The following is a 26,840-nucleotide window of genomic DNA, read 5'->3' on the forward strand; positions in this document are numbered from 1 at the left end:
CTCACAGGGCGCACGCGGAGATATGCGCTCTCTCAGATGCCTTGATGCGCCCATCGAGCGAGCGATCGTAGCAATGTGTGACCAATAGACTTTCATGTGTGACGGCTGTCGTGAAGGTTGTGCAACGGTGGCTGCTGGGGTTGATGCTGGCCTGTTACGTGCTGGCCGGCGTGTTCCCGGCCCCCGGCGAGGCGCTCCGGAAACTGGCGCTCCCGGTCCATGTGGGTGCGGGCGCTCTGACCGTGCCGATGGTGTTGTTGGCAGTGATGCTGTTCAACGCGGGTCTGGGGGTTCGCGTCGCCGAGCTGCGGGTGGTGGCGTGCCGTCCCGTGCGGCTGGTGCTGGGCATCGCCACCAACGCTCTGCTGCCCTTGCTCGTACTTCCTCCGATCGCCCTTGTCCTGCGTACCTGGCCTGACCCGGCCGAGGTGGAGGGGCTGGTGGTCGGGCTCATGTTGGTGCTGGCGATGCCGATCGCCGGCGGCGCCGCTTCCTGGGGGCAGAACGCGGGCGGCAACGTTCCCTTGGCCGTCGCGATGGTGATCGGTTCCACCCTGCTCAGCCCGCTCACCGTCCCGCTCGGGATGCACGTGGCCGGTCACCTGGTCGGCCCGTACGGTGCCGGTGCTCTGGACGACACCACCAAGGTCGACATCATCGCCCGGACCGGGGCGGGGGTCTTCGCGCTGGTGTCGGTGGTGCTGCCCTGCCTGGCCGGGGTCGCCGTGCGGATGCTGCTCGGAGAGGACCGGGCCCGCCGCGTCCTGCCCGTGGCCAAAGCCGTCAACATCGTGAACATCCTGCTGCTCTGCTACAGCAACGCGGCCGGTGCCCTGGGACAAGCCCTCGCCCACCCGGACTGGGACCTGCTGGCGCTCGTGCTCGGCTTGTCCGGCGCGGTGTGCCTCCTGGCCTTCGTCTGCGGCCGGTGGATGTCCTACTGGACGCGCTGTGACCAGCCGGACGGAATCTCCCTCACCTTCGCCACCGGCATGAACAACAGCAGCGCGGCAGCAGTGCTGGCCGCCTCCTGGTTCTCCCACCGCCCCGAGGTGCTGCTGCCGATCCTCTCCTACAGCCTGCTGCAGAAAATCATCGCCGGGGCGGCAGGGAAGCCACCCCGCCCCCATCCGGGCAAAGAACCTCGCTCTACGGCTGGTGCCCGAGGTATGACTTCGGGGCGACTGCCGACAAGCCGGGTGTTTGAACGGCATGAGTAGAAACAGAACAGAGCCAGGCCGACCTGGGCCGCGGTAGTGGTGCCAACTCGCAACCCGAACACCACTACCGCTCACGTCAGGCCGACGCGGTCACCGCTCGGCCGAGGTGCCGGGCGAAGAACCGGGCCCCGCTGTTGGCCTCGAACCGGGGCAGTTCCTTGTGCTTGCCCGCGTTGATGTGCAGGGACTTCTCCTTCGAGGAGAAGGCGTCGAACAGTGCGAGGCCGTCCTCGCGCGAGATGTGCTCGTCGTCCCACTGCAGGTCGAACTCGATCGGGATGGTGATCTGCTCGGCCTTCTCGGCCAGGACGTCGGGCCAGTGCTGGCCGAAGACCGCGGCTGTGATCCTGGGGTCGGCTGCCACGAACGGTATTCCGATCGCGGTGCCCATGTTGATGCCCCAGTAGCCGACCGGCTCGTCGACGCCGATCTCCGGAAGCCGCTGGAGAGCGTCCAGCGTCGCCCGCCACTCGGGCACGGCGAGCTCGGCCAGGTGGGCGTTGTAGCGGACGACGATCGGGCCTTCCGGCTCGCCCGCCGCCCTAGCCCGGAACAGCTCGGCGATCTCCTGCTCGTCAGTGCCTTGTTGTCGAGGCGCTCCGGGCGACACTCTTTTCCCTGTCGCGCCCCTGCTCGTCGAGGCAGGGGCGCGACGTGGCGGGTGGGGAGAGGTGGTCAGAGCTTGAGGAAGGGCTTCTCTCCCGCGATGTTGAGGCGGTGCATCAGGCGCTCGTGCGGGAAGTAGTCCGCGACCGCGAGGTGCTGGGTGCAGCGGTTGTCCCAGATCACCAGGTCGCCCTGGGTCCAACGGTGCCGGTAGATCAGCTCGTTGGTCTCGATGTGGCGACGGAGGAAGTCCAGCAGCGCCCGGCTCTCGGACTCGGTCACGCCGTTGATCCGCGTCACATACGGATTGGAGATGTACAGCGCCCGGCGCCCCGTCTCGGGGTGCGTACGGATCAGCGGGTGCTCCACAGGGTCCTGGCCCGCGAACTGCTGGTCCGGGTCGATGCCCTTCTTGCGCAGCGACTTCTGAAGGTTGCCGTAGTCCGGGCCGAACGCCTTGCGCACGTCGTGCGTCGCGGTCAGCTGGAGCAGCAGCTCCTGCATGGGCGCGGACAGCGTCTCGTACGCCAGGTACATGTTGCCGTAGAGGGTGTCTCCGCCGACCTTGGGCGTGACCTTGGCGTAGAGGGAGGTACCGAGCGGGGGCTCGGACCAGCCGCTGTTGTCGGTGTGCCAGTCGTTCAGCCCCGGCGGCTTCTGCTCGTTGTTGTGGAGCACCATCACCTCGGGATGGCCCTCAACGGTCATCGGCAGCAGGTGGCTGTGCGTCATCAGCGGCCCGAAGCGTGCCGTGAACGACTTCTGCTGCTCGACCGAAATGTCCTGTCCCGGAAATACCAGCACGTTGTACTGGTGGAAGGCGTCCTGGACCGTCTTCCACGCCTGGTCCGAAACGTCCTGCGACAAATCGAGACCCGTGACCCGAGCCCCGATGGCGGGGCTTACCGGCTCGATGACGGGCAGAGTTCCACTCATGTTGATATCGCTCCTCTAAGGCTAGGAAATGGGCGTGGTCAGAGGCTGACCGGTGGTGGTCAGGGTGTGCAGCAGGACGTCGGGATCGATGACGCCGCCGCTGACGACGGCTACGGGGTTGCGCCAGGCGTACGAGGAGGAGTTCTTCAGCGCGGCCGCGTACGCCGCGGCTCCCGCGCCCTCACAGACGATCTTGTCGGCGAACGCCAGCGACGACAGCGCCTCCGCGATCTCCTGCGGAGTCACCGTGAACACCCCGGCCAATTTGTCCTTGAGCCGCTCGAACTGATCCGGAATGACGAAGCTCGCGCCGATGCCGTCCACGAACGACCGCTCGTACTCCACATCCGTGGGCCGTCCCGCGCGCAGCGACGCGGACAGCGGGGCTCCGGTGCTGATCTCCACGGCGTAGACGGGGACCTTCAAATAGGTCGCCAGACTGTAGGCGAGGTTCCCGCCGCCGTAGGGCACCAGCACCGCGTCCACGTCCGGCAGATCGTCCTGGATCTCCATTCCGATCGTCGCGATACCCAGCGAGACGTACGGATCACTCTCCGAGGAGAGGAAGAAACCCGGCAGGTCGGGGAAGGAGGCGGAGACCATCGTGCGGCGCCAGACCGGGTACGGAACCTGCACGATCCGCGTCCTGGGGTTGTACGCCAGAATCTGCGACCGCTTCGCTTCCGGAATCGAATCCGGCACCACCACCGTGTACGCAAGATCCAGTTCCGACGTCACGTGCGCCAGGCCCTGCGCGAAATTGCCCGAGCTGCCTGTCACAACGCCGTCGCGGACGATGCGGGCCCACACCTCCGGACGGAACCGCCGGTACGCGTGCAGCGCGCTGAGCGCACCTCGGGCCTTGAAAGAATTGGTGACCTGAAGGTTCTCGCACTTCAGGTGAATGTCCACCGGACTCGGCGCCTTCGCCCGCAGCAAGGGCGTACGACGAATGTGCGGGTCGATGAGTTCACGCACACGCCGCACCGATGCGGGGGAAATCGCCTCGGATAACGGGGATTTCAGCATATGACTTTCGCTATCGAGTAGGAAAACTCCTCGGTCAGACCGAGCTTCCGGGCCAGCGCGATACTCGGCGCCTTGTCCGCGTGACACGTCATGACCGAGCGCAGGCCCTGCTCGCCGCCCCAGCGACTGGCGGCGGCGAGGACCACGAACGCCAGGCCCTTGCGGCGGTGGTCCGGATGGGTGTGGATACCGAGCTCGATCAGCCCGCCGCCGATGACGCCATGTGCGTCTGCCGCCACCCGGCCGTCCTTGACCAGGGCGAAGCCGACCGCATGCTCGGCGTACTGGGCACTCGTGCCGAAGATACTCCGCGCCATCGGGGAATCGAGGCCGGAGAAGGTCTCCGTGTCGATCCGCACCAGCTCGTAGCCATCGGGGACGGCCGGCGAAGGGGCGATGAAGTCGGAATGGGCATGGGTGAAGTGCAGCCGCCGCCCAGCGGTGAAGCCGGCCTGCTTCGCCCAGGCGCTGGTCTCAGGGCCCGGCGGGTGGACGAGCTGTACGTCGCCGTGCCCGGCGAGCAGCACCTTGGCCTCGGCGAAAAAGGCGGGAGTCATGGCCCCGGCGGCAAGGCAGAACGGTGCTGTGGTGGCGACCAGACAGGTTACGGGCGCGCCATTCCGGAAGTGCGCCCAGGCCCTGCCCGGGATGGCTCCGTCGATGACCGCGTGGACGAAAGCCAGATTGGGATAGTCGGTGTCGAACAGAGAGACAAGACGCGGTAAGTCGGCTGTGGCCACCTCGACCAGCCGCGCCTGGTCCGAGGCGGGGACTGGCGGGGCAGCGCTCATTGGTTCTCCATCGGGGCTCTCCATAGGCTTCGGAAAACGGGGCGGGCGGGACAAACGCACGCGGATTCGCTCCCAGGGGCCTGCAAAATTCTAGGGAAGAGCTGTAATCGGTGGGTAACTGGCTCGATTGCGACCCTCGTTGACATAGGGCGGATATCCGAGTTCACCGAGGTCACGGCGGGGATGCCATCGTGTTCAACTGCGTCAGTCCTGGGCTGATGCCCCGCAGCGGACGGGAATGGGCCGGGCCTATCGCTGCTTCTGCCGCAGCCAGGCGGTGGCCGCCACGGCGACCACACGCAGCTCACCTTGGCCTCCGAGTTTCCCGCGCGTGCGGGAGTCAGGCAGCCCGGAGCAGAGCGTGGAGCTCGGCGGTGTCGACGATGTGGGCCCGTGAGAGGAGAACTCGACGAAGGAGGACGTTATGGACTTCGGTGTCCGGGTCGGCGACACCGTCGGACAGGACGTAGAGCTGGTAGTCGCGGTCGGCCGCGTCGATGACGGTGGACAGGACGGCGCCGCTGGTACTGATGCCGCAGACGACAAGCGTGGTGATGCCGCGCTCGCGCAGCTGCTGGTCGAGGTCGGTGGTGGACATGCCGCCGTAGCGGGTCTTGCGCACGATGATGTCGCCATCCTGGGGAGCCAGACGCTCGTGGACGGCGGTGGCAGGGTCCTCGTGGTGCATGACGCGGTGTTGGGCCAGTGGGGCGAAGGACTTGTTGACGACCGGGATCGCGTCCCAGTCGGCCTCGGTGAAGCCGACGCGTACGTAGACGATGGTGCCGCCCTGCGTACGAACGTCGGCGATGGCCCCTTCCACGCGACCGAGCAGGGCCTCGCGGTCCCCGCCTTCAGGCAGTGCGGCCAGTATCGCGGGCTGGAAGTCCATGACGAGAAGAGCGGTGTGCGCGGGGTCAAGCGCGGGGGCAGTGCTCACGTGAGTGTTCTCCTTATTGGTGGATGTGCCTGGTCGACGCGGACGCACACTGACGAAGCAACTGCGGCCTGCGGATTTCAGTAATGAGTTTGGCTACGCAGCCAATTCCGGTTCGTGCTGCGGCGTCGTCTGGTCGCGGCGGGGAAGCAGGAGCGGGGTGGCCAGGATGAGCAGTCCCGCGACCGTGAGGGCGGTACGTGGGCTGGTGACATCGGCAAGCAGCCCGCCGAGCGCGGTGCAGGTGGCGATGGACGCCTGCTGGCCGATCGACCAGGCCGACAGGGTGCGGGCGACGAGATGCTTGGGCGTGCGTTCGAGCCGGTAGGTGGCGAGCACCGGGGTGTACAGGCTCATGTTGATGATGATCGCCAGCTCGACAACCATCACGGTGACGAGGCCGACGACGCCGGGACGGACGAAGGCCAGGCCGATCAGCCAGATGGCGCGCAGGGTGCCGACGGTTCGGAAGACCCAGTGCCGGCCATAGCGGGCCACGACACGGTGGGCCAGCCGTGAGCCGATGAGTCCGCCAATACAGGGGGCGGCGAAGGCGAGGCCGTACTGCCAGGGCGGGAACTCGAGCTGGCGGAGCAGGAGCACGGCCAGCAGCGGCTCGGTGGCCATGATCAGACCGGAGACGAGCATGTTGTTGAGGTAGAGGGCCCGAAGACCGGGATCACCCATGATGTGCCGCCAGCCGTCGAGCAGCGCGCCGGCCCGGACCTGGCTCGTGCCGGTCGGTCGCGGTGCCTCCTCCCGGCCGCCACCGATCGCGGTGATGCCCAGCGCGGAGAGCAGGTAGCTGAGCGCGTCGGCCACCACGGTGGTGACCGGCCCGAACAGGCCGATCGCCGCCCCGCCCAGCGGCGGCCCGACCGCGATGGAGCTCCAGTTCGTGGACTCGAACCGAGCGTTGGCGACGAGCAGGTCATCCGGCCGGACGAGGGCCTTGAGGTAGGCGCCGCCGGCCGCGTTGAACGCGATCTTGGCCGCGGCGACCACGACCGAGATCACGAGCAGCTGGACGAAACCGAGCCGGCCGAAGGCATAGGCGACCGGGATCGTCGCCATGACCGCGAACCGGGTCAGGTCCATCGCGATCATGACCGAGCGCTTGCGCCGGAACTCCACCCACGGCGCGAGCGGCACCGCGATCAGCGCGCCCACCGCAGGTCCCACCGCGGACAGCGCGGACACCTCGGCGGGGCCGGCGTGCAACACCAGCACGGCGATCAGCGGCAATGCCCCGAACCCCAGCCCGGACCCATAAGCGCTCACCGCATACGCCGCCCACAGCCAGCCGAACCGCCGGCCCAACCGTCTCCTGCCCACCATGCTCTCCCACCCGAACAATCCGAGGTTGACCAATGAGAGCTAACCGAGGACCACAACAGCAGGTCAAACAACCAGTCCGGCGACACTTCACAACCACCAGTTGTTCACTAAGGTGAATCAGCGTGGACCTAGAAGCCGTACGTACCTTCGTCGCCGTCGCGGAAGCGGGCCAGTTCCGGAAAGCCGCCGTCGACCTGTCGATCACCCAGCAAGCCGTCTCCAAGCGCATCGCCGCGCTGGAGCGCGATCTCGGGGTACGGCTGTTCACCCGCACACCGCGCGGCGCCGAGCCCACCATCGACGGGCAGGCGTTCCTGCCCCACGCGCGCGAGCTGCTGCGCGTCGCCGAGCGCGCGGTCGCGTCCGTGCGCACCGGCCGCCGCCCACTGCGCGTCGACGTGATCAACTCGCGCGGCGCGGCCTCGGGCCTGATGCGCGGCTTCCACCAGGCGCACCCCGAGGTCGACCTCAACGTCGTGATGCTGTTCGACGTCGACACGGCCGTCGCCGCCATCCGCTCCGGCACGATCGACGCGTCCTTCCGCGCCGTCGCCGCGCCCGGCCGGCCCCTTCCCGAGGACATCGAGTCCGTCCGGGTCCTCGACGAACCGCTCCAGCTCCTCACCGGCCCCGCCCACGCGCTTGCGTCCGCCCGTTCGGTGACCCTCGCCCAGCTCGCCGGGCACCGGATCTGGATGCCCGGCATCGTTCCCGGCACCGAGTGGGCCGCCTACTACGACGACCTCGTCGCCGAATTCGGCCTCACCATCGAGGCGACCGGCCCCAACTTCGGCTCCGACGCCCTCCTCGACACCATCGCCGACACCCCGGCGCTGGCCACGTTCATGAGCGAGCAGACCCGCCTCGTCTGGCCCGCCGACCACGGCCTGCGCCGCATCCCGGTGACCGACCCCACGCCCGTCTACCCACACTCACTCCTCTGGCACCGCGACAACCCCCACCCGGCACTGACCACCCTCCGCTCCCACCTCGCCACCACAGCCGCTGGCCACGACGCCACCGGGACCTGGGTGCCGAGCTGGGTGATGCCGCGCTGACCGCCGCCACGGAAGTGACTCCCGAACGCACCTCGAAAGGCACTCCTGGACTGGAGCGCCTGGCCACCGACGCGTTAACGGGCCGGCCCGGCATCCCGCAGAGTTCCTGCCGATCCGATGCCCGTTGCCCGTCGGTGCCGAGACGTTGGCGGGCCCGACGGCGCTGTCGAGCCTCTTCCGTGGCTCAGCGCCCCCCTACCCCCTAGTTGCCGAGCCGGGCTATCACCTGCCGCCTGACTTCTTGATCTTCCCCACGATCTCCTGTGCCTTGCCGTGGAGCTTTTCGGCCTTGCCCTCGGCCTCCATGCGCTGGTCACCGACGACCTTGCCGAAAGTCTCCTTCACCTTCCCTTGAGCTGCTTGGCCTTGCCCTGCGCCTTGCTCATGACCAGACCTTCCCTCCCGCTGCGAATGAGATCTCTCTACCCTCCTACCGCCTACCCACCATCCTCCAAGCCAGGCCCCGCTCAGGTCGCCGCCTGCAAAGCCTGTGGACGAGGGCTTGCTGACCAAGGAGGCCAGGCCGAGAAGCAGAACGCCGAACGCGTGACGGCGCTGGAGCGTTCGCCACCCGGCCGAGGGGAAGCAGACCTCACCTGTGACGCACGCGGTGCACCAGCTCGGCAGCTGCCCGCGGCCAGTGTCCGTACGTGAAGGAGAAGCCGCTTTCCAATAGGCGCCCCGGAACGACGCGACGGCTCTTGAGGAGCAGTTCGGTGTCCGAGCGCAGAGCGAAGGCACCGATCTCCGCCATCCACTTCGTGGCGGGCAACCCCGCCGGCCTGCCCCATGCCTTACGCAGGACGCGCATGAACTCCCGCTGCGGAAGCGGCTCGGGAGCGGCGAGGTTCACCGCGCCTGTGAGGTCGTCCCGGTCGATCAGGAACTCGACGGCCCGGACGAAGTCGCGGTCGTGGATCCACGAGATGTACTGGGCACCGCCGACTACCGGACCGCCCAGCCCCAGCCTGGCCAACCACAACAGGACGTCGAAGACACCACCCCGGTCCGGACTCATCACCATCGCCGAGCGCAGGGCGACCTTACGCGTCTCAGGCGTCGATGCCTCCCGCTGCGCCTGCTCCCAGCACCGGGCGATGTCGACACTGAATCCCCAGTAGCCCGGCACGTGCGGCTCGTCGCCGCCGATGATGCCGGTCCGCTCGTCATTGGGCGCGTCGAAACGGTGGGCATAGATCGTGGCGGTACTCATCTGCAGCCAGACACGAGGCGGTCGGCGTGCGGCGCCTATGGCCTCACCGACCACACGAGCCGAATCCACGCGGGAGTCCATCATCTCCCGCAGGTTCGCTTCGGTGTAACGACAGCTGACGCTACGCCCGGCGAGGTTCACCACGACGTCGCAGCCGTCGACCTCCTTCACCCAGGGGCCCGGAGTCCGGCCGTCCCAGCCGACCTCGCCGGCGCGCACCGGATGTCGGGTGAGGACCACGACCTCGCGGTCGGTGGCTGTCAGGGCGCGACGCAGGATCGTTCCCACCTGGCCGGTCCCACCTGCTATCACAACCTTCATCTCACCTCCGGGGCTTGAGGTCGAGGACCGTTGAGCCGCGTACACCAGGCGACGCCGTACCCCAGGAAGATCGCACCGTAGAACCGTTCCCTGCTGTCGACGGTCGCGTCGGCGAAGCACTCACCCGGTACAGAGGCGCTACCGGCGACGAGATGCGTGGCGCCGATCGCTATCGAAGCGACTCCCATGACGAGCCGGAGCCACCTGAGAATCCGGTGCTGCATGATCCGCCCCTTAGTAGACAAATATCTACTAACTGGGTAACGAACGTACGGCAATGGCGAAGAAAACGTCAACTGGGCTGGAGAACCTGGAGGGAAACCCGTGGGCCCTGGGCTGTTACTCCGAGAATTCCGGACCGGCGCCTGCCCCACCCGTCACCCCGGCATGCCCACACTCACACCGACCTGACCAAGCACTACTAGTGTGTGCGGCTATGAAGATCATCGAGCTCTCTCCCGGCGACCCGCGCCTCAACTCCGACCTCCTGCCCGTCCTGCGCCAGCTGCGCCCGCACCTCACCGAAGAAGTCTTCCGGGAGGTGTACGAGGAGGGGCACGCGCAAGGGCTGCGCTTCACCGCCGCCTACGACGACAACGGGATGTGCGTGGGTGTCGCCGGTTGGCGCATAACCGTCAACACCAGCACGCTGCGCATGCTCTACGTCGACGACCTCGTCACCGCCGCCGAGGCCCGTTCCACGGGCGCCGGGCACCAGCTCCTGGAGCACTTGCAGACGCGTGCCCGCGAGGCCGGCTGCCACCAGTTCCGGCTGGACTCCGGCACCCACCGCACCGACGCCCACCGCTTCTACTTCCGCGAGCGCATGGTCGTCGACGCCTTCCACTTCGGTAAGAAGCTGGACTGACCTTTACAGGGCCCGCTGCGTCAGGTGCGTGAGGATCGCCGGGCGAGCCCGAAGAGCGGTCTTGGCGGGGAATCGCCGACCGACCTTGGGGTGGCCGCGGACGTCTCTTGACAGTCGGGGCGGCTGCCACGACGGTTGTCGCGCCCCAAAGGCCCGAGCTTCTTCGGAATCCGTGGAGGAAGAATGACGAAACGTTCATGGTGCGCCGCAGCCCTGGCCCTGATGCTCGTCTCCTCCGCCGGGGTGGCGACCGCGTCCGCGGCCACGACCCCGGAGACCGCGTCGCACGGCTCGGCAACGAAGCCGCAGAGAGACAGACCCGACCTGAACGGCCTGCGCATCAAGGCCGTCAACGCCCCGAACATCTACCTGGTCCTCGACGGCAGGCGCCACTGGATACCCAACCCGGCCACCTACAACAACCTGTTCCGTGACTGGAACGGCGTCGTGTCGGTCCTCGACGTCGGGGAAATCACGGCCGGCGGCGCGCTGAGCGACGGCGCGTTCCTCGGCAAGGCTTCGGGCCGGCCCGAGGTCTATCTGTTCAGCAACGGCATCAAGCGCTGGGTCACCAGTCCGGCGGCGATGGACAAGTACTACTTCGCCTGGAACAAGATCCAGAACCTGCCCGTCGAGGCGGTCAACTCCATCCCGAACGGCCCGTCCATCTCCTGATACACCACACTCCGCCGACAGGGCCCGCCGGACCCGGATCACTCTCGAACTGGGCCGATGGTTGCCCCGATGCGGTCCGCCGCGCTCGCCTGTGTCCCAGGTGAGGCTTGTGCTGCTTATGACGCCATGGCATGGCTCTGCTATGCAGAAGAACTGGCACCCCCGGCTGTGGCTGGCGAGTTAGTGGTGGTGGCGGTCTACCGAAAGGAGGGGAAGCCGCCTCAGGGCACCAGCCCGTGCTGCTTGGCCAGTAGGACGGTGGAGACCCGGTTGTTGGTGCCGAGTTTCCGGTAGACCTTCTCGAGGTGACGGTTGACTGTATGCGGGGAGATGAGCAGACGGTGAGCGATGCCATGAGTCGTCAGGCCCTCCGCCAGCAGGCTCAGCACCGTCAGCTCGCGTGGCGTCAGGTCGTGCCTGATGGAAACGGAGAGTGGTGCGGCGGCGCGGAGGCGGTGGAGCTCACGGGCTTGGCTGTCGACGGTCAGGATCAGGGGCTGGATGCGGGTTGCCAAGGCGAGGTCGCGGTCGGTGAACTCACGGTCCCGCCCCAGGATGAGGGAGCGCAACACCAGCGGGTCCCCGGGAGTGGGCAGGCCGAGCTGTTCCCCGCCCCCGGGCCCCCGGACTGAGTCGTACCAAGGGGAATGGCGCCATTTCTCGCTGATGCGGCTCAAAATGACGGGGCTTGTGCCGCCGGACGCCACGTGGAGCGTCAACGGATGCTGGTCCGGACTGGGGTAGCGTTCGGTGAGCTCCAAGGCAATAGGGCCATGCGATTCCGGCGCCCAGGCTTCCGTCCGAAGGACGCGCTCAGCGATGTCCAGGCCGGACAACATCACCCCTGTGCAGTCGAAGACTTCGCGCAATTGCTTGGTGACCAGCGGCCATATCGTTTCCGGGTCGGTGTTTCCGAGGACCGCCACCGCGAGGTCCAGTATTTGCTCATAGTCCCGCACGTGAAGCTGCCCCATGGGGAAAGTCTGTGAGGTACCTCCTCGGGGCACAAGGCCATGGCGGCCCTGCTGCCTGGCGGCATCCCCGCCGGCAGGCCTGCGCATGGTGCCTGTTCCCCGACAATGTCGCCAGGCAGGCCCTCCAGCTCCTGGCCATGCCCTGACTGGCCTCTATCCCTGCGGATCGGCTGTGTTCAGCCGAGGAGGCCGTCGAGTATGCGGGCCATGGCGTCGTCGAAGGGGTCGGTGGTCGCGGTGCTGTCCGCTACCGGGGTGCCGACGAGCGCGGCGGTGATCCGGGGGTGGGTGCCGGCGGCCGCGACATGGCGCAGGTATGCGGTGCTGCGGGCCGTGTCGACGGTGGTGGCCGCGCTTTCGTTCTGGACGATCATCGCGGTCACCGCGTTGAGGAGGGCGAAGGCCTCCAGCTTCCGAGCGGCCGGTGCCGGGTGGTCGGCGAGGAATTCCAAGAAGCGGTCCAGGACGTCCACCGCGTGCGGGCCCAGCGCCGGGCGGGTGGCGATCAGACCCGGCAGCCAGGGGTGGCGGCGCATGATCCGCCGAGTCTGGCGGGCGACGGTGAGCAGGTCGGCCCGCCAGTCCCCGCCAGGCTCATTCAGCTCGTACTCCGAGGCAGTGGCGTCGGTCATCAGGTCCAGCAAGTCGTCGCGAGTGGCGACGTAGCGGTAGAGCGAGGCCGCGCCCGTGCCGAGCTGCGCGGCGACCCGGCGCATGGAGACCGCGTCGAGGCCCTCACGGTCGGCGAGGGCGATCGCGGCGGAGGTGATCTCGGCGCGGCTGCGCTCGGCCGGTCGGCCGACCGCCGCGCGTTCGGGCCGCAGCCAGATCACCGTCTCGTTCGCAACTGACACGTCACCTCCGGTGCAACCATTCATGGTTGCACCAGCTTAAGCCTTTGCGTACAGTGTTCGCAAAATTCGCGAACACTGTACGCAAACAAAGCCTCGGAAGGAGCACAGGATGGCGACGCGGTATGCGCGCAACGGCAGGGTCCGGATCGCCTTCGAAGAGCTCGGCGGAACCGGTGGCGACCCGTTGCTGCTCGTCATGGGCCTCGGGGCCTCACGCTTCTGGTGGCCGCAAGGCCTGGCGGACGAACTCGTACGACGCGGGTTCCACGTGGTCGCCTACGACCAGCGCGACGCGGGCGAATCCACCCATTTCCCCGGCCGGCGCCGGGCTCACCCGCTCGTCGCGCTGCTCCGACGCGAGGCGCCCGCCTACACCGCCGAAGACCTCACCGACGACGCGATCGCCGTGCTGGACGCCCTCGGCTGGAAGCGTGCCCACCTCTTCGGGCACTCCATGGGCGGGCTGATCGCCCAACGCATCGCCATCCGACACCGCACACGGGTCCGGACACTCACCAGCTCCTCCGCCGTACCGAGCGACGTCCGAGGTCTCAGCGTGCTGCGGTACGTCCGCCTCGGTACAGTCGCCCGCTTCACCCGGCTGCGCCACCCACGGACGCCCGAAGGGGAGCTTGCCCTGGCTTTGGACGTCACCAGGCTCCTGGCCGCACCCGGGCAGGGCACCAACGAGGGCGACGTCCGCGAGTTCGTCCGCCGCGAGGCCGCCCACGGGGTCGTCAGCTTCCGCGACGACGAGGCTCAGAGCCGACAGATCGGCGCCAAATGGCACGGCGGCGCACTCGGCGACATCATCGCACCCACGCTCGTCCTCCACGGCGAAGGAGATCCGCTGCTGCGTACCACTGCCGCCCGCGACATCGCCGCAGCCATCCCGGGCGCCCGGCTGCGAACAGTGCCTGACGTCGGGCACTACCTCGGCCGTGACACGTGGGCCACCTACGCCTCCGAAGTGCGCGCGATCGCAAATGCGGCGACGCTGCCGGCGCAACTGTCGGATGCGGAGTAGGAATTCGACTCGGCCACATCTACCGATCCATGAGGATGGCCCGTACCTCGAAGGGCTGCGGCAGCGGTTCGAGGGGTGAAGCGGCTTGCCTACCGGGAGAGAGTTTCTCGTTCCGCGACTGGACCGTAGGCCGATAGGACATCCGCCCCGGGGCAACGACGCGCACGCGTACCTGCGCGCGGCGCGCTACCGCTCAGCGAGAAACCTGTCAGTCCCTTTGGGTGGAAAAAGACAAAGGCAAGGAGAGCTCTCTCCTTGCCACTCTCAACATATAGCGCACTGGGGGCTTGCCGCAAGGCCCGGGTCATGGCGCAGAATCATCGGCCGATGCCAGAAACTCGCGGAAGTGGGGGGCACGACGGGTGTGGGTTGTTGTGGGCATATGGGGGACGCGATGAGATCGAACCAGCGGTGGGACCAGCAGCACGTGTTGGATTTTCAAGAGGTGGACGAGACGCAGATCGCGGTCGTCGGAGGCAAGGGCGCACACCTCGGCGGGCTGTCGCGGATCGAAGGCATCCACGTGCCGGGTGGTTTTTGCGTGACGACGGACGCCTTCCGGCGGGTCATGGCGGAAGCGCCGTCGATCGACGACCGGCTCGATCAGTTGTCGCGCTTGAATCCGGACGACCGGGAAGCGATCCGCACGCTCAGCGCGCAGATTCGTCGGACCATCGAAGGGATCGCCATCCCGGGCGATATCGCGGCGCCGATCACCCGCGCGCTCGCCCGGTTCGGCGAGCAAGCCGCCTACGCCGTCCGGTCCAGCGCGACGGCGGAGGACCTGCCGACGGCCTCCTTCGCCGGCCAGCAGGACACGTACCTGAATGTCGTGGGGACGACGGCGATCCTCCAGCACATCAGCCGGTGCTGGGCCTCGCTGTTCACCGAGCGGGCCGTGGTCTACCGCCAGCGGAACGGCATCGACCACCGTACGGTCCACATGGCCGTGGTCGTGCAGCAGATGGTCTTCCCTCATGCGGCCGGCATCCTGTTCACGGCCGACCCCGTCACGGGCAACCGGAAGGTCGCCACCGTGGACGCCGGCTTCGGCCTAGGTGAGGCCCTGGTCTCAGGCCTGGTAAACCCGGACGTCTTCACGGTGCGACACGGCACGGTGCGGCACGACGAAGTCGTCACCAAGACGATCGCCGCCAAACAGCGTGCCGTGCACGCCCTGCCGACCGGCGGCACGCAGGAAGTGGCGATCGACTCGCGGCTGCAGGATCAGCCGGCGCTGACGGACGCGCAGGCCGTGCGGCTCGTGCAACTCGGGCGGCGGATCGAAGCGCACTTCGGCCGCCCCCAGGACATCGAATGGTGCCGGGTCGATGACGACTTCCAGATTGTTCAGAGCCGGCCGATCACGACACTGTTCCCCATCCCCGATGCCGGCGACCAGGAGAACCACGTCTACGTCTCCGTCGGTCATCAGCAGATGATGACCGACCCCATGAAGCCCCTGGGGCTCTCCATGTGGCAGCTCACGGCCATGGTGCCGATGCACGAGGCGGGCGGAAGGCTGTTCGTCGACGTCACCCGCCGCCTGGCCTCGCCCGCGAGCCGCGCCGCCCTCCTGGACGTCATAGGGAGAGGCGATCCGCTGGTCAGGGACGCTCTGGAGACCGTTCTCAGCCGTGACGACTTCGTCCCGTCGCTCCCGGACGCCGGTCCCGGAGGGCCGGCGGCCGGCGGTGCGCCCGCCCCCATCGAGACCGATCCGGCCATCGTCACCGAGCTGATCGAGCGCAGCCAGGTATCCATCGCCGCCCTGGAGCGCGACATCCGGACGAAGACCGGGCCGGCGCTGTTCGACTTCCTGCTGGAAGCCTTCGAGGAGCACAAGCGAGTCCTCAGGGACCCGCTGAGCCTTCAGGTGATCATGGCGGGGATGGAGGCCACGTGGTGGCTCAACGACAAGCTGCAGGAGTGGCTGGGCGAGAAGAACGCGGCTGACACGCTCACGCTGTCGGCGCCCGGCAACGTCACATCGGAGATGGGACTGGCACTGCTCGACGTCGCGGACGTGATCCGCCCGCTGCCGGAGGTGGTGGTGTTCCTGCAGGGCGTCGGGCACGAGGGCATCGGCCACGGGGGCGTCGGTGACGAGCGCGTAGAGGGCGCGGGTTTCCTGGACGAGCTGGCGAAACTCCCGGGTGGAACCGAAGCGCGCGACGCCATAGAGGCCTATCTCGACCGGTACGGCATGCGCTGCGTCGGCGAGATCGACATCACGAGGCCCCGTTGGCGCGAGCGTCCCACCACGCTCGTGCCCGTGATCCTCGACAACGTCAGGAACTTCGAGCCGGGCGCCGCCGAGCGGCGTTTCGAGCAAGGGCGGCAGAAGGCGCGGAAGAAGGAACAGGACGTGCTGTCACGCTTGCGGGCCCTGCCGGACGGGGACCGGAAAGCCGACGAGGCCAAGCGGATGATCGACAGGGTCAGAACCTTCATCGGGTACCGGGAGTACCCGAAGTACGGCATCATCAGCCGCTACTTCGTCTACAAGCGGGCCCTGCTGGAGGAGGCCGAGCGGCTCGTGCAGGCCGGCGTGCTTCCTGAGAAGGAGGACATCTTCTACCTCACGTTCCAGGAACTCCACGAGGTCGTGCGCTCGCACCAGGTGGACGACCGGCTCATCCAGCAGCGCAAGGAGGCGTTCCGGTCATACCTCGCGCTCACACCGCCCCGGGTGCTCACATCGGATGGTGAGGCCGTCACCGGGTCGTATCGGCGCGACGACGTGCCGGCCGGCGCCCTGATCGGCCTACCGGTTTCCGCCGGGACCATCGAGGGCAGGGCCCGTGTCGTCCTTGACATGGCGGAGGCCGATCTCGAAGCGGGCGACATCCTGGTCACGACCTTCACGGACCCCAGCTGGTCGCCGCTGTTCGTCGGAATCGCGGGCCTGGTGACGGAGGTGGGCGGCCTGATGACTCATGGCGCGGTGATCGCCCGGGAGTACGGCTTGCCGGCCGTCGTGGGCGTGGAGCAGGCCACCCGGCTGATCCGCGACGGGCAACGGATCCGCGTGCACGGAACCGACGGGTACGTGGAGATCCTGCCTTGATCGAGCACACACCGAGAAGCCCGTCACCTTCCACGGCGGCGGCACCTGAGCGACGGGATCCCCGTCCTCGCGACGGAACCCCGCCCCCGTCCCGCTGACCGCCATGGCCGCTGACTGCCACGGTGACGCCGGTATCGGTCGCGCCCTGTCCGAGAACGCACAGGGTCGTCCAAAAGGCTTCTCGACCCACGTCGGAACTTCCAGGACTTTGGCAACGGAGGCGGCAACCAGCCTCTCCCGAGCCATCCGCCCGGTCTACGGACAGGGAGGTTCGGCCCGTGCCCACCACGCCAGTGGCATCAGCGAAGGAGCACCACATCATGGCGCGGAATCACGCCAAGCACATGGTCGCTCTCGCGGTCGGCGTTGCCTCACTCATCGGAGGCAGCCTCGTAACGGCCGTGCCGGCCGACGCACAAGCCAAGCCCGGCGGCCCAGGCCTCGCGGCGAGCGGCGGCTACTTCGTCAACGTCGACAGCGGCAAGTGCCTGGACGCCGTGTGGAGCCACACCAACGGCACCGTCGTAAACCAGTGGGACTGCTACGGAGGGGCGACCCAACTCTGGCACGGGTGAAACCCGCACAGCGGCCGTCACTGGTTGCCGACCAGCGACGGCCGCTGCGCGAGTCGCCCGATCCGGAAGGCGGGGCACTCGAACGGCCTGCAGAAAACGGTGGCGGTCTCAGCCACGGACAAACCAGGCGTGCACGGGACGGTCAAGACATCTCACGGCGCTAAGAGTCAAGCTGGGGCGGCTTCAAGGAAGGGGGTGAAGGCGCGTTGTTCGTTGAAGGGCTGCCCGGTCTGGAGGCAGTGGTAGAGCCGGCCGAGCATGCGGTTGAAGAGATTGCGCTGGGCGGCCGCGTGCCAGTCGCCGTGTTCGCTACGGCGCCGGTAGTGGGCTCCTGCGCCGGGCGAGGCGTCGATGGCGGCGAAGACCCACAGGTAGCCAGCATGGACGAGGCGGTCGTTCTTGACGAATCGGCGGCCGACGTAGCGTTTCTTGCCCGAGGCCCGGGTGATGGGGGCCGATCCGGCGTATGCCTTCAGGGCGCGTGCGTCAGCGAAACGGGAACGGTCATCGCCGATCTCCGCGAGCACTCGGGCGCCGAGAAGGCTGCCGAGGCCGGGGAAGCTGGTGATCACGTCAGCGTCCGGGTGCTGCTGAAAAGATGGCTCGACCGCCTCGGCGAGGTCGTCGACGCCTTCCGCGGCGGCGTCAAGCTGGCGGAGGAGAGCAAGCATCTGCCGCCCCATGGCCTCCTCCGCCAGCGGAGGCTCCAGCGGAGGCTGGTGAGCGTACTCGGCTCGGAAGACTTCCCGCAGGCGTATGGTCTCGGCCTCCGTGCGGCGCTGGCGGCCGCCGCGCTTGAGCGCGGCCGTGATCTGGGTCTTCGTCATCTTCGCGGCCCTGGCCGGGGTGGGTGCGACGGCCAGGATGGCCCGGGCCTCGGGGTGGGCGAGGCCGCCCTTGCGGCCGGTGACGAAGGCGTCCAGCGCGGCGGGGTAGTACTCGCGCAGCAGCGAGCGGAGCTGGTTGGCGACCGTCTGGCGGTTCCAGACCGCGTCCTGCTGGGCGCGGGCGAGCACCGCGACGGCCCGGGCGAGTTCGCTGTCGGTCGGCAGCGGACGGTGCATGTGCAGGTCCGTGCGCAGGATGTTCGCCAAGACCAGGGCATCGCCGGGGTCGGACTTCTTGCGGCTGACGCCGTGGCGGTCGCGGTAGCGGGAAGCGGCGAGTGGGTTGATCGCGAAGACCTGCCGCTTGCCGGCCCGCAGGACCGACACGAGCAAGCCGCGGGAGGTCTCGATCGCCACCGGTATCGGCTCGGCCTCGGTGTCGCCGTGTTCGGCGAGCAGGTCCAGCAGCTTGCGGTAGCCGGTCACGTCGTCGCTGACGCGGGCCTTGGCGAGCATCTTTCCGGTGTCGTCGACCAGGGCGACGTCGTGATGCTTCTCCGCCCAGCCAATGCCGCAGAACACCCTCACATTCGTGCCTTTCATCCGGTTGTTCGCGCTGGTCACGAGCGCATGCGGGCCACGCGGCGACCTAATGCCAGGACTCGTCGGTCCGCCATCTCACAAGCCGTTCGACGCATGCTGGTGGGTTTCGTGACGGTCCGGAGGGCGCCGGGGGCTGCCTGTCTTGACCAAGGTCTCAACGGACCGAAGGGGTGTCGGAGTCACCCCGGCGCCCACCAGACCGCCACGAAGCTCACCACGGAGACGGTGTCGGCCTTCGGTGAGACCTCTCCGGGTCAGGAGAAGGTGGGGGCCAACCGGCATACGGAGGAAATGTGCCGTTGAGCCAAGCGTCCGCAGGTCGCAGCGTTGTGACAGCTCGCCGGGTTGGCGCAGTAAACCGCGCATTCACCGCGACAGCGGTCGCGATGACCTGCGGGAACGCGACTCATGGACAAGATCGGATGCCCGCATGTACTGCGGCTGCCTGTTTCTGCCGTATTCCGGTAGGCCCCCTACAGGGCCCGGAGTGGTACCGAGCCGCGTAACAGGCGGCGTCAGCCGAGGCGGCGGATCGGAGTGTCGGCCAGATAGGCCTCGATGTCCTCGACGGCGTGGCCGTAGTACGTGCGGTAGTTGCTCTGCGATACGTAGCCGAGGTGCGGGGTGGCCAGCAGGCGGGGTGCGGTGCGCATCGGGTGGTCCGCGGGGAGCGGTTCCACGTCGAAGACGTCGACTCCGGCGCCAGCGATCCGGCCCTCGTGCAGCGCGGCGAGCAGGGCGTCCTGGTCGACGAGGCCCGCACGGGAGGTGTTGATCAGGTAGGCGGTGGGCTTGAGCAGCGCCAGTTCCGGGGCGCCGAGGATGCCCCGGGTGCGGTCGCCGAGCACGAGGTGCAGCGAGACGAAGTCGCTGGTTTGGAGCAACTCTTCTTTAGAAGCGGCAAGTTGGACGCCCACCTCGTCGGCATGGTCCTTGGTGAGGTGCTGGCTCCAGGCCGTCACCTCCATGCCGAAGGCGAGGCCGACCTGGGCGACCCGGCTGCCGATCTTTCCGAGGCCGAGCAGTCCGAGCCGGCGACCGTGCAGGTCGGCGCCGACGGTGGACTGCCAGGGGCCGCCACCACGCAGCATGTTGTTCTCGGTAACCACGGAGCGGGCCAGGCCCAGCAGCAGGGCCCAGGTCAGCTCCACCGGCGGGGTGGAGGTGCTCTTGGTGCCGCACACCGTGACGCCATTGCGCTCTGCGGCCGCGTAGTCGATGACCGAGTTACGCATGCCGGAGGCGATGAGCAGCTTGAGTCGAGGCAGCCTGTCGAGCAAGGAGGCCGGGAACGGGACCCGTTCGCGCAGGGTCACGATGATGTCGAAGTCGGCAACCGCCGAGACGAGCTCGCCCTCGGAGGCGACGTGTCCGGTGAGGCTTACGACCTCGACCCGGTCCTGAACGGGGCTCCAGTCGGCCAGGGTGGTGGCGACGTCCTGGAAGTCGTCGAGCACGGCGCAGCGCAGGCGCATATCAGTCCTCTCCATAGGGTCTGAGGGTGGGTCGGAAGGAGGATAGATCGGCGGGGGTGGTATCCAGGCCCTCGGAGGAGATAGGCATGAGAGCCGCCCCACGTGGGGCGGCTCTCATGCCTATCTCCTCCGAGGGCCTCACAACGCGGCGACCTGCGGGCTCTTGGCTCAACGGCGCGTTTCCTCCGTATGCCGGTCGGCCCCCAAGATGAGACATCCGTTCCGATCAGTCCGGGACCCAACCTTGCGGAGCGCGTCTCGGACCTCGTACGCACTGCATTAGGGGTATACCGGACACCGCTGGTCCTGTGCCCTGTGGAGCACCGGGAAAGGCTCCGGCCCCGGGGCCGGCCCCGGGGGCCTTACGGCTGGGGCGTGCAGAAAGCGACCGGGCTGCGCAGGCCGGAGTGGTTGAACGCGCGGATGCCGAAGAACACGTTGTCCTTGGACAGGTCGACGGCGTACCGGGTCACGTTCCCGGCTCGGATGACGTGGGTCCACTCCGGTTCGGTGGTCTCCCGCCACACCACCTCGTACCCGGCGAGGTCCGGCTCGGGGCCTCGTTCCCACGCCAGCTCGGTGGAGTTGCCGAGGGCGGCGGTGCGGATCTTCGCGCCGCGCGGGGTACCGGGGGCCTGGGCGAGCGACCACAGGGCGGCCGCGTTCACCCGGGCCACTCGGGCGATGAAGCCGAAGTCGCAGAACTCGGGCAGGTCCCCGTACTGCTTGCCGTCCACCATCCGCACGTCCTGGTGCTGGTGCGCGTAGTTCTCGGCGGGCTCGGTGAACCGCGCCGCCGGAAAGCCCTGCTGCAGGAACGGGATGTGGTCGCCGCTGCGCAGATAGCGGTCGCGGCGAAAGATCACCCGCACCCGCATTCCCGTCGCGTCGTTCTCGGCGGTGTCCCGGACGAACCGGGCCAGCTGGCGCGAGGACGAGTCGTTCTCGCCGCCCACCGAGCGCCGCACCTCGGCCTGCTCCGGCGTCTCCGCGGTCGGCACCCCCTCGGCGAACAGCCGGATCGTATACGGGTCGCGCGAACCGTCCTCGGCGGTCGGGCTCCCACGATGTCGTTGGTGAACATGCCTTGTACGTCGGCCTGCCGGCCCCGGTACGTCCGCGCCATGTGCCCGGCCCCGTACAGCCCCTGCTCCTCACCCGCCACCGCCGCGAACACCAGGGTCGCGGCCGGCCTCCGGGTCGCGAAGACCCGGGCGAGTTCCAGGACGACGGCCACGCCGGAGGCGTCGTCGTCGGCGCCGGGCGCGTCGCCGGTGGCGTTCATGGGGTCGCTGTTCCGCGAGTCGTAGTGCCCGGAGACCACGTAGATCCGGTCGGGCGTGACCGACCCACGCAGCGTGGCGACGACATTGGTGATCCTGGTCGCCACCGGGACACGGGGAGCGGGCTGCTGTACGTACGACTGGAGCTCCACGGTCATCCGGCCAGCGGATGCCTGCGCGCGGCGGCGCAGCTCGGCGAGGAGCCAGTCGCGGGCCGCGCCGACGCCGCGTACGGGATCGTCCTGGGCGGACAGGGTATGCCGGGTGCCGAAGGAGACCAGTTTGCGGACGGTCGCCTCGATACGGTGCGGGTCGATCTCCCGCAGCAGTGCGCGGAGTTCGCGCGAAGAGGGTTGTTCGGTGGGCCGGTGGCGGGCGGGGCCTGGGGGCCGCGCCGGCCCGGACTGTGCTGGTCCCGCCGCTGGTGACATCGCCGCTGCCGACGACAGCCCCAGGGTCGTCGCACCGACCGTGGCCGCGCCGAGCACCGTACGCCGCGCCGTGCCTCCTCTGCCGTGTCCGCTGTTCCCCTCGTGACCGCTGTGTCTGCTGCCCGCGTTCTCGCCCGGCTGCGTCATGCCGCCATCGTCACGCCCGCCTCAACACCCCCGCAAGGTCCGGTTTCGGCCCGGCGAGAAGGGCTGTCGGGCCCGAGCCCGAGGGTGCCAGTTCCGGGCCCTGCAAGGGAAAGTCGGGGAGCGCTCATCGGACGGTGGTGAGGCAGGCGGTATATCAGTCGGTGAGCTTGTCGATGGCTGGGTCGGTGTACTGCTCCTTGTCGTATAGGTCGACGTGGCTGGCCCCCTCGATCCGGTGGAGTTCCTTGGGGCCGGTGGCGCGCTGGTGGATCTCGACGGCCATCCAGGAGGTGACGGCGCGACTGCCGACGATCTGGAGCAGGAGCCGAGGGGCGATGAGCGGGACGGCGTGGAAGGCGTCGAAGGACGCCGGCTTGTCAACGCTTCGCCAGTCGAGGAACTTCGCGGAGCGTTCGTGCCGGCCACGAGGAGTGCAGCAGTACTCGAAGCCTTCGACACAGTGCCCGGCTCGTCGGCGAACTTTCCTCCAACGACCTCGACTTCGCTGCCTGGTGGACCGAACGCCGTGTCAACAGCGCCAGTTGCGGCACCTCGCCGGAGCCGAATCCCTCCCCCTGACCACCGGGGATGACAGTGTGTCCTGCGGGCTGCGCGCCACTGGCTGGCGCGCAGCCGACCGGGTGTTCCTTGTGGGGGCTCAGGGCCTTGCGGTGGCGCCTATCCCTCTCGCCGGGGGAGAGCCGAGTTCAGGTGTCGGTCGACTTCTTGATCTTCTCGGCGGCCTCCTGTGTCTTGCCATGGAGCTCTTCGGCCTTGCCCTCGGCTTGCAGGCGTCGGTTGCCGGTGGCCTTGCCGGTGGTCTCCTTCGCCTTTCCCTTGAGCTGTTTGGCCTTGCCCTGTGCCTTGCTCATGGCTCTGCCTTCCTTCCTGCTGCGATAGTGGTGTGGTTTTCCTTCCGTCACGCCGGGCGTGCGTCCCCCCTGGGGACCTCGAACCGCAATGGACGCCGCGTCCGTTGCGGCGGCGTGCCGGGCTGGGGGTGTTCGTCGCCCCCGGATATCGGATGGCGGACGGGCCACCGATCGTTGTGTTCGCGCGCCACCCCCGCTTCTACCAGTAGTGCCGGTGGCCGCCGATCGCGTGTCCGGCCGCACCGAGGACCCATAGGGCGGCGCCGATGACGAGCAGGGCTGCACCGATGGTCCACAGGATGGAGATGCCGGTCAGGAATCCGATGACGAGGAAGAGGATCCCGAGGACGATCACGATGCCCTCCACTTGTAGGGAAAGTCTCTCAACCACCCTCCTACCCTTGTTCCTTCAGAACATGGCCCTGCGCGGGCTGGCACGTGCGGGAACGGACCCCACGCCTTCACCACGACCGGGCACCCAGCGACCTCGTCCTGCCCTCTCCGCCACGTTTGCGATACACACAGTCCGGGTGGGTTTCCAGTCCTCGCGAGAGGGGCCGGGAACCCACCCGGACTCTTTGTGCTGGGCGGTGGAGTGGGGCGAAGCCGGAGAGCGTTGCCCCACTGCCGGGTGGGATCACCCGCGATTGCCGAGTTCGGCCAGCCGGACGGCGTGGCCGGGGATGTTCTGCTTGGCGCGGATGTCGATGAGGCCGGACCACGTCAGCTGGGAGTCGGAGACATGCTGGCCGTCGCGGTCGTGGATGCGCAGCTGAGTATCGGCGCTCCAGGATCCCTCGGGTATCAGCTCCAGCAGGTCCATCAATTCCACGGCATTGCGGTGCAGTACCTCGATGCGCTGAGGGTGGGTCGTGCCGGCGATCAGGTCGTCGATGGCCTGGGCATCCATGGCGGGCTGATTGTCCACGACGACGCTGGTGGCGCCGCCGAGCAGCTCGCGTGCCGCGGTCGTCAGGACACGATCGCTGAGAGCGATGTGCGCCAGCAACCACGCCACATCAGCGTGCTCGGCGTCCGTGATCGGCAAGGCGTCGGTGATGCCTTCAGCCGCTTTGACGAGTCTTTGGTAGGCATCGGTGAGGTCGGTGAGATTCATCAGCGGTCTCTTCCAGGAGTTCCAAGTCATGTGAGCCGGTATCGGTACCGGCCTGGGGCCGCATGCGTGTCGTCAGGCGGTCTGCTTGCGGCGGGAGAGAGCGACCAGGTCGATGAGGCAGAGGACGGCGACGACGGCGGAGAACCACTGAACGGCCTGAAGGAGGGGAATGGCGCGGGCGAGAAGGCCGACGCCGATGACGGGTACGCCGACGCCGAGGTAGACCACGACGTAGAAGCTGGAGATGACGTCGGCGTGGCGGTCCGGGGGAGCGGTGCGGTTGACCTCGGTGATGCTGCCGAGGAAGGCCATGCCCTGGCCGACGCCGCCGATGACCGTGGCCACGAGCAGCAGCGGCAGGGAGGAGATACCCCCGGCGACAGCGAGCAGGACGAGGCCGGTGGCAAGGAGCGCGAGGCCCGTGATCTGGAGGATGCGTGCCTGCTTGCCGTAGGAGAGGAGCTGGGCGAGGCAGGAGCAGGCGAGCATGAGGGTGACGGCACCGCCGGCGAGCGCGAGGCTGGTGCTGCCGGAGAGCTTGGTGACATAGGTGGGCACCAGGGCGAGGAAGAGCCCGACGACGGTGAAGGCAAGGAAGCCGGCCGTGCCGCTGGTGCCGAAGACGCCGCGCACGGACGGGGGGATCGACGGGCGCCGGGGCCGCCACTTGGTGGCGGGGCGGGCGACCGGCAGGAGCAGCACGGCGATGAACGCCGGCACCAGCAGGATGATCTCGACGATGAACGGGAGCTTGTAGGGCGCGGGCGCGTACTGAGCGAGGATGCCCGCGAGGAGGGGGCCGGTGCCCAGGCCGCCGACGGAGGCGACGGTGGAGACCAGCGCGGCGCGGCGGCGGTTGCCGGTGGGTTCGGCCTCGTTGAGGGCGGCGGTCAGCGCGCCGGAGGCCGCGCCGACGGCGAGGCCCTGGAGCAGGCGGGCGCCGAAGAGCCAGGCGACGCTGGTGGCCATGGCGAAGGCGGCGGAGCCCAGTGCGGCGACGATCACGGCGGGGACCAGGACCTTGCGCCGGCCGATGGCGTCGGAGAGCGGCCCGCCCTTCGCGAGTGGCTGCGCCGGGCCCTCTTCCGAGAGAACGCCGCCGGGCGTTCAACCTGAACGACAGGCTACTCCCGTGAGGGAGGTGACCTGAAGGAAGCATGGCGTGACCATCCTGCAGATGCTCGAGGCCGAGCGGGCTGAGAGCGGCTTCTGGGCGTGCACGGACACTGCCGTGACCACCGACGGCGCGTGGACGACGAGTGACGACGAGACCGCGCAGGCGCGTCGGCCTGATGCTTTATTACCCCGGGGCCACCGTCCGGCGCGCCGACACACGGCACGAAGCGGCAGCACGCCGCAGCCCCGTCCGCGTACCGCTCACCTCCGGGTCACGGCCGAACCGGCGGTCACGCCGCCGTCGACGACGATGGTCTGGCCGGTGGCATAGCCGGACAGCGGGCTCAGCAGCCAGGCGGCCGCGTTGGCCACCTCCTCGCAGGAGCCCAGCCGGCCCAGCGACGCCCGGCGCGCACGCTGGTCCAGTGCGTCCGGGTCGCGGTAGAGATCGCGCAGCAGTGGCGTGTCGGTGGAGCCGGGGCTGACCACGTTGACGCGGATGCCGTCGCCTGCATACTGCAGCGCCGCGGATTTGCTCAGCCCGATCACGGCGTGTTTGGTCGCCGAGTACAGCGGGCTCTGGGGTATAGCCGAGGTGCCCCGCCACCGAGGCGCAGTTGACGACGGCCCCGCCGCCGGTGGCCAGCATGGCCCGGATCTGGGCCCGCGTGCACGCCCACACCCCGCGCAGATTGGTGCCCACCACGCTGTCGAAGTTCCCGGCCGTGTCCTGGTGCAGCGGGTTGAACACGCCGAACGTGCCCGCGTCTGAACGCCCCGTCCAGCCGCCCGAACCAGTCGGGGGCCTCGGCCACGCACGTGTACCCGCTCCTCGTTCGCCACGTCACAGGGCGCCACCAGGACCTCGGAGGCGGGCAGATCTTCGGCGGTCTCCCGCAGGGTCTCCGCCCCGCGGCCGACGAGGACGACCCGGGCGCCGAGTCCCACGAACAGCCGGGCCGCCGCCCGGCCGATCCCGCTGCCCGCTCCGGTGACCATCACGACCCGCTGGCCGAGTTCCAGGCTCATGGGGTGCCCCACTCCGTTCGTGTCCATCAGATGTTTCGTGTCCATCAGATGTGCAGTCCGCCGTTGACGTCGACGACCGTGCCGGTGGTGTAGCCCGCGTGCTCGCCGCACAGGTGCCGCACCATCCCCGCCGCCTCGGCGACGGTCCAGAAGCGGCCGGCCGGGATGTGGCTGACCCGCTCGGCGGTCCAGCTCTCGGGCCGGTCCTCCCCGGCCCGGCGAATGCGCTCGGTGCCGATGACCCGTGCGCGACGGCGTTGACCGTGATGCCGTGCGGGGTCAGTTCGAAGGCGCACTGCTTGGTGAACCCGATGACGCCCGCCTTGGCCGCGATGTACGCGGCGTTGCTGAAGCGGGTGTACGTACGGCCCGCCACCGACGCGAGGTTGACGACCCGCCCCCAGCCCGCGGCGACCATCGTGGGCACGCACAGCCGCGTCAGAGTGAA

General features: G+C 68.5%; 25 protein-coding genes and 7 pseudogenes. 7 read left to right on the top strand and 25 right to left on the bottom strand.

Going from position 1 to position 26,840, the window contains the following annotated elements; all coding sequences use genetic code 11:
* Window positions 1-98 precede the first annotated feature (98 nt).
* Window positions 99-1,220 (top strand): bile acid:sodium symporter family protein, encoded by a 1,122-nt coding sequence (locus EKH77_RS32605; protein WP_126917762.1) that lies wholly within the window; start codon window positions 99-101, stop codon window positions 1,218-1,220.
* A gap of 76 nt (window positions 1,221-1,296) precedes the next feature.
* On the opposite strand, the pseudogene EKH77_RS32610 reads toward EKH77_RS32605, so the two are convergent.
* The 6 genes and pseudogenes from EKH77_RS32610 to EKH77_RS32635 form a co-directional block, all read right to left on the bottom strand.
* Window positions 1,297-1,797: pseudogene (locus EKH77_RS32610) on the bottom strand (alpha/beta hydrolase); the annotation flags it as partial.
* A 98-nt stretch (window positions 1,798-1,895) separates the two neighbouring features.
* Complete coding sequence (locus EKH77_RS32615) at window positions 1,896-2,762, bottom strand: TauD/TfdA dioxygenase family protein (RefSeq protein WP_126917763.1); 867 nt, start codon at window positions 2,760-2,762, stop codon at window positions 1,896-1,898.
* Between the two features lie 21 nt (window positions 2,763-2,783).
* Window positions 2,784-3,791 (bottom strand): threonine ammonia-lyase, encoded by a 1,008-nt coding sequence (locus EKH77_RS32620; RefSeq protein WP_126917764.1) that lies wholly within the window; start codon window positions 3,789-3,791, stop codon window positions 2,784-2,786.
* The gene (locus EKH77_RS32625; RefSeq protein WP_164737936.1) at window positions 3,785-4,582 is read right to left on the bottom strand and encodes a GNAT family N-acetyltransferase; all 798 of its coding nucleotides are present in this window, start codon (window positions 4,580-4,582) and stop codon (window positions 3,785-3,787) included. The genes EKH77_RS32620 and EKH77_RS32625 overlap by 7 nt, the downstream gene beginning before the upstream one ends.
* A 340-nt stretch (window positions 4,583-4,922) precedes the next feature.
* On the bottom strand, window positions 4,923-5,522 hold the full coding sequence (locus EKH77_RS32630; RefSeq protein ID WP_126917766.1) for a cysteine hydrolase family protein: 600 nt from the start codon (window positions 5,520-5,522) through the stop codon (window positions 4,923-4,925).
* Between the two features lie 93 nt (window positions 5,523-5,615).
* Window positions 5,616-6,857 (bottom strand): MFS transporter, encoded by a 1,242-nt coding sequence (locus EKH77_RS32635; protein ID WP_126917767.1) that lies wholly within the window; start codon window positions 6,855-6,857, stop codon window positions 5,616-5,618.
* Window positions 6,858-6,979: 122 nt separating this feature from the next.
* Between EKH77_RS32635 and EKH77_RS32640 the strand changes: the two genes are divergently transcribed.
* Entirely contained in the window at window positions 6,980-7,915 is a 936-nt protein-coding gene (locus tag EKH77_RS32640; protein WP_126917768.1) for a LysR family transcriptional regulator, read from the top strand.
* 222 nt (window positions 7,916-8,137) lie between these two features.
* Here the strand turns inward: EKH77_RS32640 and EKH77_RS34935 are convergent, their stop codons facing one another.
* From EKH77_RS34935 to EKH77_RS32655, 3 genes are all read right to left on the bottom strand, one after another.
* Window positions 8,138-8,428 carry a CsbD family protein gene (locus EKH77_RS34935; protein ID WP_430981020.1) on the bottom strand — a complete coding sequence of 97 codons (291 nt, stop codon included), beginning with the start codon at window positions 8,426-8,428 and terminating at the stop codon, window positions 8,138-8,140.
* A 79-nt stretch (window positions 8,429-8,507) separates the two neighbouring features.
* Window positions 8,508-9,449, bottom strand: coding sequence for a TIGR01777 family oxidoreductase (locus EKH77_RS32650; protein ID WP_126917769.1), 942 nt, complete (start codon window positions 9,447-9,449; stop codon window positions 8,508-8,510).
* A complete protein-coding gene (locus EKH77_RS32655; RefSeq protein WP_126917770.1) occupies window positions 9,446-9,673 on the bottom strand; it encodes a DUF4345 domain-containing protein in 228 nt (75 codons plus the stop codon). The genes EKH77_RS32650 and EKH77_RS32655 overlap by 4 nt, the downstream gene beginning before the upstream one ends.
* A gap of 212 nt (window positions 9,674-9,885) precedes the next feature.
* Between EKH77_RS32655 and EKH77_RS32660 the strand changes: the two genes are divergently transcribed.
* Complete coding sequence (locus EKH77_RS32660; RefSeq protein WP_126917771.1) at window positions 9,886-10,317, top strand: GNAT family N-acetyltransferase; 432 nt, start codon at window positions 9,886-9,888, stop codon at window positions 10,315-10,317.
* A gap of 183 nt (window positions 10,318-10,500) precedes the next feature.
* Window positions 10,501-10,992 (top strand): hypothetical protein, encoded by a 492-nt coding sequence (locus EKH77_RS32665; RefSeq protein WP_126917772.1) that lies wholly within the window; start codon window positions 10,501-10,503, stop codon window positions 10,990-10,992.
* 221 nt (window positions 10,993-11,213) lie between these two features.
* On the opposite strand, the gene EKH77_RS32670 is transcribed toward EKH77_RS32665, so the two are convergent.
* Both EKH77_RS32670 and EKH77_RS32675 read right to left on the bottom strand, forming a co-directional pair.
* Entirely contained in the window at window positions 11,214-11,966 is a 753-nt protein-coding gene (locus EKH77_RS32670; RefSeq protein WP_164737937.1) for a response regulator transcription factor, read from the bottom strand.
* Between the two features lie 176 nt (window positions 11,967-12,142).
* The gene (locus EKH77_RS32675; RefSeq protein WP_240667673.1) at window positions 12,143-12,820 is read right to left on the bottom strand and encodes a TetR/AcrR family transcriptional regulator; all 678 of its coding nucleotides are present in this window, start codon (window positions 12,818-12,820) and stop codon (window positions 12,143-12,145) included.
* Between the two features lie 109 nt (window positions 12,821-12,929).
* On the opposite strand from EKH77_RS32675, the gene EKH77_RS32680 reads away from it, so the two are divergent.
* The 3 genes from EKH77_RS32680 (at window position 12,930) to EKH77_RS32690 (ending at window position 17,492) form a co-directional block, all read left to right on the top strand.
* Window positions 12,930-13,847, top strand: coding sequence for an alpha/beta fold hydrolase (locus tag EKH77_RS32680; RefSeq protein WP_126917775.1), 918 nt, complete (start codon window positions 12,930-12,932; stop codon window positions 13,845-13,847).
* Between the two features lie 394 nt (window positions 13,848-14,241).
* Window positions 14,242-16,917 carry a rifamycin-inactivating phosphotransferase gene (gene rph / locus EKH77_RS32685; RefSeq protein WP_206279977.1) on the top strand — a complete coding sequence of 892 codons (2,676 nt, stop codon included), beginning with the start codon at window positions 14,242-14,244 and terminating at the stop codon, window positions 16,915-16,917.
* A 320-nt stretch (window positions 16,918-17,237) separates the two neighbouring features.
* Window positions 17,238-17,492 (top strand): RICIN domain-containing protein, encoded by a 255-nt coding sequence (locus EKH77_RS32690; protein WP_126917777.1) that lies wholly within the window; start codon window positions 17,238-17,240, stop codon window positions 17,490-17,492.
* 167 nt (window positions 17,493-17,659) lie between these two features.
* Here the strand turns inward: EKH77_RS32690 and EKH77_RS32695 are convergent, their stop codons facing one another.
* The 14 genes and pseudogenes from EKH77_RS32695 to EKH77_RS34955 all read right to left on the bottom strand — a co-directional run.
* Entirely contained in the window at window positions 17,660-18,922 is a 1,263-nt protein-coding gene (locus tag EKH77_RS32695; RefSeq protein ID WP_126918442.1) for an IS110 family transposase, read from the bottom strand.
* A 515-nt stretch (window positions 18,923-19,437) separates the two neighbouring features.
* The gene (locus EKH77_RS32700; RefSeq protein ID WP_126918443.1) at window positions 19,438-20,397 is read right to left on the bottom strand and encodes a D-2-hydroxyacid dehydrogenase family protein; all 960 of its coding nucleotides are present in this window, start codon (window positions 20,395-20,397) and stop codon (window positions 19,438-19,440) included.
* A 362-nt stretch (window positions 20,398-20,759) separates the two neighbouring features.
* Complete coding sequence (locus EKH77_RS34225; RefSeq protein ID WP_240667833.1) at window positions 20,760-21,398, bottom strand: hypothetical protein; 639 nt, start codon at window positions 21,396-21,398, stop codon at window positions 20,760-20,762.
* A gap of 104 nt (window positions 21,399-21,502) precedes the next feature.
* Window positions 21,503-22,258, bottom strand: a pseudogene (locus tag EKH77_RS34670) (M20/M25/M40 family metallo-hydrolase); the annotation flags it as partial.
* A gap of 154 nt (window positions 22,259-22,412) precedes the next feature.
* Window positions 22,413-22,721, bottom strand: a pseudogene (locus EKH77_RS32710) (alpha/beta hydrolase); the annotation flags it as partial.
* Between the two features lie 244 nt (window positions 22,722-22,965).
* On the bottom strand, window positions 22,966-23,130 hold the full coding sequence (locus tag EKH77_RS32720; protein WP_126917778.1) for a CsbD family protein: 165 nt from the start codon (window positions 23,128-23,130) through the stop codon (window positions 22,966-22,968).
* Between the two features lie 199 nt (window positions 23,131-23,329).
* Entirely contained in the window at window positions 23,330-23,485 is a 156-nt protein-coding gene (locus tag EKH77_RS33295) for a DUF6131 family protein (protein WP_240667824.1), read from the bottom strand.
* Between the two features lie 282 nt (window positions 23,486-23,767).
* Window positions 23,768-24,247, bottom strand: a complete 480-nt coding sequence (locus tag EKH77_RS32725; RefSeq protein WP_126917779.1) for a hypothetical protein — start codon at window positions 24,245-24,247, stop codon at window positions 23,768-23,770.
* A gap of 72 nt (window positions 24,248-24,319) precedes the next feature.
* Window positions 24,320-25,306, bottom strand: a pseudogene (locus EKH77_RS32730) (MFS transporter); the annotation flags it as partial.
* 318 nt (window positions 25,307-25,624) lie between these two features.
* A complete protein-coding gene (locus EKH77_RS34940) occupies window positions 25,625-26,056 on the bottom strand; it encodes an SDR family NAD(P)-dependent oxidoreductase (RefSeq protein ID WP_430981044.1) in 432 nt (143 codons plus the stop codon).
* Window positions 26,007-26,114, bottom strand: a pseudogene (locus tag EKH77_RS34945) (SDR family NAD(P)-dependent oxidoreductase); the annotation flags it as partial. The pseudogene EKH77_RS34945 and the gene EKH77_RS34940, both read right to left, overlap by 50 nt.
* Window positions 26,115-26,197: 83 nt before the next feature.
* A pseudogene (locus EKH77_RS34950) lies at window positions 26,198-26,437 on the bottom strand (SDR family NAD(P)-dependent oxidoreductase); the annotation flags it as partial.
* Window positions 26,437-26,688, bottom strand: coding sequence for an SDR family oxidoreductase (locus EKH77_RS33495; protein WP_206279978.1), 252 nt, complete (start codon window positions 26,686-26,688; stop codon window positions 26,437-26,439). The gene EKH77_RS33495 and the pseudogene EKH77_RS34950, both read right to left, overlap by 1 nt.
* Before the next feature lie 2 nt (window positions 26,689-26,690).
* A pseudogene (locus EKH77_RS34955) lies at window positions 26,691-26,810 on the bottom strand (SDR family NAD(P)-dependent oxidoreductase); the annotation flags it as partial.
* Window positions 26,811-26,840 lie beyond the last annotated feature (30 nt).

The organism is Streptomyces luteoverticillatus (genome assembly GCF_003970715.1).
Lineage (GTDB): Bacteria > Actinomycetota > Actinomycetes > Streptomycetales > Streptomycetaceae > Streptomyces > Streptomyces abikoensis.